The sequence below is a fragment of the Flavobacterium sp. genome (genome assembly GCF_035760125.1).
In the GTDB taxonomy this organism is placed as follows: Bacteria; Bacteroidota; Bacteroidia; order Flavobacteriales; family Flavobacteriaceae; genus Flavobacterium.
In genome coordinates this window covers 1-6,653 of record NZ_DASTTN010000423.1, presented here as the reverse complement: position 1 = coordinate 6,653, position 6,653 = coordinate 1, and the positions used below count along the sequence as shown (strand labels likewise).

Below are 6,653 nucleotides of genomic sequence, written 5' to 3'. Positions count from 1 at the left end.
ACCAAGTCCTTGCTCCTCAATTCCCGCAGCTGCTGGTTCTGCACCAACGTACTGGTTGGGATCCGCAGCACCGTGTGTTTTACCAAAGGTATGCCCCCCAGCAATAAGTGCAACTGTTTCTTCGTCATTCATAGCCATACGGGCAAAAGTCTCCCTAATATCAATCGCTGCAGCAAGTGGATCAGGGTTTCCGTTTGGTCCTTCTGGATTCACATAAATCAAACCCATTTGAACGGCAGCCAGCGGATTTTCCAATTCGCGGTCACCTGTATACCTTTTATCATCCAACCATTTTCCTTCGGATCCCCAATAGATATCTTCATTAGGTTCCCAAACATCGGCTCGTCCTCCACCAAATCCAAAAGTCTTGAAACCCATGGACTCGAGCGCACAATTTCCAGCAAGAATCATTAAGTCTGCCCATGAAATTTTTTTGCCATATTTCTGTTTGATAGGCCATAACAGTAAACGTGCTTTATCAAGGTTTACATTATCAGGCCAACTGTTCAGCGGAGCAAATCTTTGAGTACCTGCCCCACCACCACCGCGACCGTCCGCGATACGGTATGTACCAGCGCTGTGCCAAGCCATTCGGATGAAGAACGGTCCATAATGACCATAGTCAGCAGGCCACCAGTCTTGGGAATCGGTCATTAATGCGAAAAGATCTTTCTTAACTGCTGCTAAATCAAGACTCTTAAAAGCCTCAGCATAGTCAAACGCCTCCCCCATAGGATTGGACAGCGAGGAATGCTGACGAAGAACATTTAATTTTAACTGATTTGGCCACCAGTCATTGTTTCTTGTGCCTGATCCGGCACTTTGTTTTGAACTGGCTCCTGAAAACGGGCATTTGCCTTCTCCGTTTGAATGTCCATTCTGATTTTCGTTATTTTCCATAATGTGATGATTTTTAAAAACTTACTCACGAATTTACCAAAATTATTTTTATCTAAATTATTTTTTCGATAGATAAAAATTATAGTTATAGTACAAAATCACAGTTTAGAATAATTCTGAATTTGATCAAAATACCTTTTTTATTTGTAATTTAGTTAAGTAAAATTCACAGTATCAAACCACAATCTTTAATGAAAAAATCAACAACATTAAACGGGAAAGCCGAAAACCAATTAGAGTAGGCATCAATAAATAAAAATAATAAAATGCTACAATTAATCGTACTCTATCCGCAACCCGTCAATGTGCAACAATTTGAAGTTGATTATGCAAGCCATTTAGCATTACTTCATGAAAAAACTGGACTTCCCACAACTGTAAAACCTTATACGCTTACAAAATTTCTACCCACTCCAGATGGTGCACAACCTTTCTACCAAATGTTTACAATGCCTTTTGAATCGCCTGAAGCATTACAAACAGCGATGTCATCAGTGGGCATGCAGGAAGTAGCAGCAGATGCCAACCGAATTTCCACAGGTGGACTGCCAACTATTTTAATTGGAAGTTGATAATTAAACCACTTAAAAACGATTGATATGAAAACTGATTTAAAATCCGTTGATGAATATATAGCAACATTTCCAAAAGATATACAATCCCTTTTGGAAAACGTTCGCAAGACCATTATTAAAAAAGCGCCCGAAGCCGTAGAAAGCATATCGTATGGAATGCCTGCCTACAAAACTCACGGAAAACCATTGGTCTATTTTGCGGGCTATAAAAAACACATTGGCTTTTATGCAACGCCAACTGGACACACGGAGTTTGCCAATGAACTTTCCAATTATAAACAGGGAAAAGGCTCTGTTCAGTTTCCTGTTAGCCACCCAATCCCATACTGGCTCATAGAGCAAATCGTTGTGTTTAGGGTAAAAGAAAATGAGATGAAATATAGTAAACATTAAGTGGCTAAGTTGCAGAAACACTCAGTTTCTAAGTTTTAGTAAAAAAAATTAAAAAATTATTTTACTTAGTATCTTAGCATCTCAGAAACTTAGTATCTAAAAAAAACTATGGAACATAAAGCCAAATCAATCAGACCGTTTATCGGTTCTAAGAACTTTCAAACTTCCCGAAGCTTTTATCAAGACTTAGGTTTTAAGGAAATTATATTGGGGGCCAATTTCTCTTATTTTGAAACCAAGGGAATTGGGTTTTATTTACAAGACGCCGATGTCAAAGACTGGATAGACAACACTATGCTTTTTTTGGAAGTCGAAAATGTAAACCAATTTTGGACTGAACTTTTAGATTTGGACTTGCCTTCAAAATACGAAAATGTAAAATTAGTTCCCATCCGTGAAATGGATTGGGGCAAGGAATGTTTTATTCACGACCCATCTGGAATTCTTTGGCACATTGGGGAGTTTTATAAATAGAAAATATTTTTTAGGACATATCTAAATGATTAGGAGCTTATTCCTGCTATCAGCTTGTATCTTTTTGCCTCGTAAAAAACGAGACAAAAAGTATACCGCTTCTATCAAGCCTAGCATTCAATTTTTATCATCAAAGTCAAACACAACTTCATTGGACACTCTAAATGTGATTAGCTAGTACTCCATTCGCTTCGCTCGGATAATTCGTTCTTCAAAAAACAAAACAACAATCTTCTCACTTCCCTACTTAGTTTTCCATAAGTATTCCATACTATTTTAATTCCAAAATCCCTTATATGCAGGAATTGCGTGAAGGATGGAAGCGGCATCTCCCGATTTAGAAAAACAAGGCTTTTTTGCCGTAGTTTTTCTAAATCGGGAATACAGCGGACAGCCTGACCTCGTTGCTGCAATAATTATATTGTGTATCAAAATGTTGTGCAACGAGGACACGCCCAAATCAAACTACGTATTTATTCAGAATTCAGACAGTTGTAATTAAAAATGATTCTATTTTAGAAAAAAAATAAAAATTAAGTATTTAAATTAAGTATTTATACGTATGTTTGCGTAGTAATACTTAATTAACAGATTATGATTAATGTAATAGTAGTCGGAAACGGCATGGTAGGTTATAAATTTTGCGAGAAATTCATTTCGAAATCTGGGCAAGAAAATTATCAAATTACAGTATTTGGAGAAGAGCCAAGACGCGCCTATGACAGAGTTCACTTGAGTGAATACTTTGCAGGGAAGAGCGCTGATGATTTGTCTTTATCAACGACATCATGGTATGAAGAGAATAATATCATATTAAACACTTCGGAGTTAATTACAGATATCAACAGAGAGAAAAAAACAATACATACTCACTTAGAAAAAACATATGAGTATGATTACTTAGTTTTGGCTACAGGATCAGCTGCTTTTGTACCGCCAATTGACGGGGTTGAAAAAGAAGGAGTGTTCGTTTATCGAACCATCGAAGATCTTGATGCTATTATGACCTACGCCAAAAAAATAAAAGCCAACGGTGCTACCGAAGCTGCTGTTCTTGGAGGTGGTTTATTAGGACTTGAAGCTGCTAAAGCGGTACGTGATCTAGACTTAAATGCACATGTGGTGGAATTTGCCCCACGATTGATGCCAAGACAGTTAGACCAAGCAGCAAGCGATATGTTGCAATCCAAAATTGAAGAGCTTAATATAGGGATTCATCTTAATAAAGCAACCCAATACATAGATGGGGAAGAAAGCATAAAGGGGATGATGTTTGCCAATGATGAATTATTAAAGGTTGATATGTTGGTTATATCTGCAGGAATTAAGCCTCGCGACGAACTAGGAAGAGTTTCAGGACTTGAAGTAGGCGTTAGAGGCGGAATCGTGGTCAATAATAAAATGCAGACATCTGATCCTAACATCTTTGCCATTGGTGAGGTTGCTTTATACAACCAAATGATTTATGGTCTTGTAGCTCCAGGCTACGAAATGGCAGATGTTGCCGCCGAGCAAATCCTTAAAGGGGATAAAACGATGAGAGAAACCATCGATATGTCTACTCAATTGAAATTAATTGGAGTTGAAGTTGCGAGTTTTGGTGATCCTTTTATCGAAAATGAAGATGTTACAGCAATTGTTTATGAAAACAAATTCAGTGGCATTTACAAAAGAATCAATGTCACCAAAGACGGAAAAACACTCTTGGGAGGAATTCTTGTAGGAGATTCATCAGACTATAACGGATTATTTCAAATTTACGCCAATGCAATGGCCTTGCCTGCAAATCCAGAAGATTTAATTTTGGGTTCACGCGGAGGCGAAGGCTCTACACTTGGAAGCGCGTCCGATTTACCGGATACTGCGGTAATCTGTTCTTGTGAAAACGTTACCAAAGGCGCTATCTGCTGTTCGATTCTTGATGGAACTGCAAATACATTTGGAGATGTCGTAAAATTAACCAAAGCCACTTCAGGTTGTGGGGGATGTAAACCAATGGTAGCTGACTTAGTAAAAGCAGCGCAAAAATCTATTGGAAAAGAAGTAAAAGAAAGCATTTGCGAACACTTTAATTATACCAGACAAGAATTATTTGATCTTGTAAAAATCAATAAATACACTAATTATTACGAAGTAATCGACCATCATGGAAATGGAGATGGATGCGAAATTTGCAAACCCGTTGTAGCTTCTATTTTCTCTAGTATTTATAATGACACTGCCAACAAACACGTAACTACACAAGATACAAATGACAGATATCTGGCTAACATTCAAAGAAACGGAACCTATTCTGTTGTGCCAAGAATTGCAGGTGGCGAAATCACTCCTGAAAAATTAATCGTCATTGGAGAAGTAGCTAAACAATTTGATTTATATACCAAAATAACTGGCGCACAACGTGTCGATTTATTTGGCGCTCAATTAGATGACTTGCCAAAAATCTGGAAAGTATTAATAGATAATGGTTTTGAAAGCGGCCATGCTTACGGAAAATCTTTAAGAGCTGTAAAAAGTTGTGTTGGTAATACTTGGTGCCGTTATGGAATGGATGACAGTACAACTTTTGCCATCGAATTAGAAAACCGTTACAGAGGAATTCGTTCTCCGCATAAATTAAAAGGTGGAGTATCCGCCTGTATTAGAGAATGTGCCGAAGCTAGAGGGAAAGATTTTGGAGTAATTGCTGTAGAAGGTGGATGGAATCTTTATATCTGTGGTAATGGTGGCGCCAATCCGAAACACGCTGTCCTTTTAGCAGAACAAATAGACAAAGAAACAGTTTTCAAATACATGGATCGTTTCCTTATGTATTATATCCGTACCGCAGGACCATTGGTTAGAACTTCTACTTGGTTGGAAAAACTTGATGGAGGATTGGATTATCTAAAAGAAGTAATCATCCACGATCGCATAGGAATTTGCGAAACATTGGAAGCAGAAATGGAAAAATTAGTTGGAACATTCGAATGTGAATGGAAACAAGTACTTGAAAAACCAAGATTGATGAAACGTTTCAGTCACTTTGTTAATTCAGATGAGAAAGACGATAACATAGAATACGTGCCGTTAAGAGACCAAAAAATGCCTAGACCTTGGTAAAATGCCAAATTTTCGAAGAAGGACAATTAAAAAATCAAAAATAACTTTTCCGCTCTCGGCTCTGCTAATCCTCATAGTGGGGCTGGGATCAGAAAACAAAACTAAATCCCATGGAAGAACTATTAAGCCAATACGAAACCGTAAACCTAAGCGCAGTAAAAGTTTGGTTCAAAGCTGGAAACATCAAAGATTTTCCAAGTAACAGAGGTGGTTGCATTAAATACAAAACTAAACAAATTGCAATTTTTAACTTCGAAAGAAGAAACGAATGGTACGCTTGCCAAAATGCCTGTCCCCACAAAATGGAAATGGTTTTATCGAGAGGAATGACCGGTTCTGCAGATGGAGTTCCAAAAATTGCCTGTCCGATGCATAAAAAAACATTTTCATTAGTCGATGGTTCCAATCTAAACGGTGAAGATTACAAAATTGCAACTTATCCAGTAAAAATCGAAGGAGATGAAGTATTCGTTGGGTTTTTAGAATAATGTATGTATATTTGAACATATACTATTCCAAATGAAAACTATCCCCTTCTTAAACGCCAGTGCGTGGATTGATGCCGAAAACGAAGCCGATCCAAACAACGAAATTTACCAAGACGTAACCTACCCAAAAGAGTTATTATACTCCGATCGAATGTATGAAAGACTGATGATTTTTCAGCCTGACGCGTCGGAAGCCGTTCAAATAGCAGCCAAAGCACAACACATTTGCCGTTGGAAAATAGCAAGAGAATCCTATCCCATGGACCGTGTGGGATATTTGAAATGGAGGGAGGATTTAAAAAAATTCCACGCCAAAATGACTTCCGAAATCTTAAAAAAAGCAGGATATGAAGATGACTTCATTGATCGTGTTTCTTTTTTGATTGAGAAAAAATTACTTAAAAAAGACGAAGAAACCCAACTGTTGGAAGACGTTATTTGTTTAGTGTTTTTAGAATTTTACTTAGACCCATTCGTTCACAAACACGATACCGAAAAACTGAAAAACATTATTCTGAAAACTTGGAATAAAATGTCGGATAAAGGACACCAGGAAGCGTTGAAAATAGACTATACCCCAGAAAACCTTCAATTGATAAAAGACTCGTTGGGATTGTAGATCGCTCTTTAAAATTGGTAAATAAAAAACTGAAACTCAAGTTTAAAAAACAGTTACGGTCTTCTATATGAAAAAAAAATCCAAAGTATCTTTTGATAAAAT

Annotated in this window: 7 protein-coding genes; 6 read left to right on the top strand and 1 reads right to left on the bottom strand. The window is 37.4% G+C overall.

Features of this window, described 5'->3' with window-relative positions; genetic code table 11:
* A partial coding sequence (locus tag VFS71_RS14925) for a peroxidase family protein (RefSeq protein ID WP_326402225.1) occupies window positions 1-900 on the bottom strand: 900 nt, incomplete at its 3' end.
* 266 nt (window positions 901-1,166) lie between these two features.
* On the opposite strand from VFS71_RS14925, the gene VFS71_RS14920 reads away from it, so the two are divergent.
* From VFS71_RS14920 to VFS71_RS14895, 6 genes are all read left to right on the top strand, one after another.
* Window positions 1,167-1,472 carry an EthD family reductase gene (locus VFS71_RS14920; RefSeq protein ID WP_326402223.1) on the top strand — a complete coding sequence of 102 codons (306 nt, stop codon included), beginning with the start codon at window positions 1,167-1,169 and terminating at the stop codon, window positions 1,470-1,472.
* A 27-nt stretch (window positions 1,473-1,499) separates the two neighbouring features.
* Window positions 1,500-1,868, top strand: a complete 369-nt coding sequence (locus tag VFS71_RS14915; protein WP_326402220.1) for an iron chaperone — start codon at window positions 1,500-1,502, stop codon at window positions 1,866-1,868.
* Window positions 1,869-1,976: 108 nt separating this feature from the next.
* The gene (locus VFS71_RS14910; protein WP_326402219.1) at window positions 1,977-2,342 is read left to right on the top strand and encodes a glyoxalase; all 366 of its coding nucleotides are present in this window, start codon (window positions 1,977-1,979) and stop codon (window positions 2,340-2,342) included.
* Between the two features lie 594 nt (window positions 2,343-2,936).
* On the top strand, window positions 2,937-5,444 hold the full coding sequence (nirB, locus tag VFS71_RS14905; RefSeq protein WP_326402218.1) for a nitrite reductase large subunit NirB: 2,508 nt from the start codon (window positions 2,937-2,939) through the stop codon (window positions 5,442-5,444).
* Window positions 5,445-5,554: 110 nt separating this feature from the next.
* The gene (gene nirD / locus VFS71_RS14900) at window positions 5,555-5,932 is read left to right on the top strand and encodes a nitrite reductase small subunit NirD (RefSeq protein ID WP_326402217.1); all 378 of its coding nucleotides are present in this window, start codon (window positions 5,555-5,557) and stop codon (window positions 5,930-5,932) included.
* A gap of 31 nt (window positions 5,933-5,963) precedes the next feature.
* Complete coding sequence (locus VFS71_RS14895) at window positions 5,964-6,551, top strand: DUF4202 domain-containing protein (RefSeq protein ID WP_326402214.1); 588 nt, start codon at window positions 5,964-5,966, stop codon at window positions 6,549-6,551.
* The last annotated feature ends 102 nt before the right edge of the window (window positions 6,552-6,653 follow it).